2 protein-coding genes are annotated in these 1,190 nt (G+C 61.7%); both read left to right on the top strand.

Annotation, left to right across the window (positions count from 1 at the left end):
* Positions 1-502, top strand: a 502-nt coding sequence (locus EPN29_14355; protein TAN30056.1) for an ornithine cyclodeaminase family protein, incomplete at its 5' end; no start/stop codon positions are given.
* A 121-nt stretch (positions 503-623) separates the two neighbouring features.
* A partial coding sequence (locus tag EPN29_14360; GenBank protein ID TAN30057.1) for a GntR family transcriptional regulator occupies positions 624-1,190 on the top strand: 567 nt, incomplete at its 3' end.

Below are 1,190 nucleotides of genomic sequence, written 5' to 3' on the forward strand. Positions count from 1 at the left end.
GCACGCCGTTCGCCCGCTGTCACGACTAACGATCGTGGATCGAGTCGAGGAGCGTGCCGAATTGCTCGGCGTTGCGCTGGCCCGTGACTTGCCGCAGACTGAGATCATCGTCAGCACCGAGGTCGCGAAGGCGATCAGCGACGTTGATATCGTCTGCTGTGCCACCACGTCCCTGGTCCCGCTCTTTGAAGCAGCGGATCTGCCCGCCGAAGTGCACGTAAATGCCATCGGCGCCTACCGGCCGGCGATGCACGAAATTCCAGCCGAGCTGTTGGCCGATAGCCGGACCTACATCGATGACCGACACGCTGCGCTCACCGAGTCTGGTGAGATCATTGACGCCGTCGCAGCGGGCCTGATCAGGGAGTCCGATCTGGTGGAGCTCGGGGTGGCGCTCCGCGGCACGCAGTCCCATGGTGGCCGAACCGTTTTCAAGAGCGTCGGGGTAGCAATGCAGGACTGGGCCATCGCAGACGTCCTGGCGCGAAACCTGAATAGCTGATGTGACTCTCTGCGGCTGCCGCACGCCTTGACGAAGCCAGCTACGTCCGCCGTAGCCACTCCGACGATCGACCTGTAGCACGCCTAGTACAACTTCCATCTCCAACAAGGACGGGGCCGACATGACGGCAGCCGAACCAGTCTCGAGTATCGGCCCTGTGCTTCAAACAAGCATCCGGGCAACCATCACCCGAGCCTTGCGTAACGCGATCATCTCCGGTGAGTTCCGTCCGGGTGAGATCCACACCGGGCCAGGGCTAGCGGCACAGTTTGGCGTATCGGCCACGCCAGTGCGCGAAGCGATGCTTGACCTTGCCAAAGAAGGTCTCGTCACCGTTCTTCGGAACAAGGGTTTCCAAATAACCAATGTTTCAAACGAGGATCTAGCCGACCTCGCACAGATTCGCGTACTCATCGAGCCGGTCATCGCGGCGCGCGTCACGCCGTTGATCCCGGCCGACGGTGTGGAACGCCTGCGGGTCATGGCACAGCGAATCGTCGAGCGGGCCGCCGAAGGGAACTTAGCTGACTTCATCGAAGCTGACCGAGAGTTTCATCTCGCGATAATGGAATACGCAGGAAACGCCCGCCTGACAAAACTCGTGTCTGACCTGCGACTGCAGACGCGGCTGCTGGGCCTGAAGCCGCTCCTCGAGCGGGGCGAGTTGGCCGAGAATGCTCGGGAACAC

The organism is bacterium, assembly GCA_004299235.1.
Lineage (GTDB): Bacteria > Chloroflexota > Dormibacteria > Dormibacterales > Dormibacteraceae > SCQL01.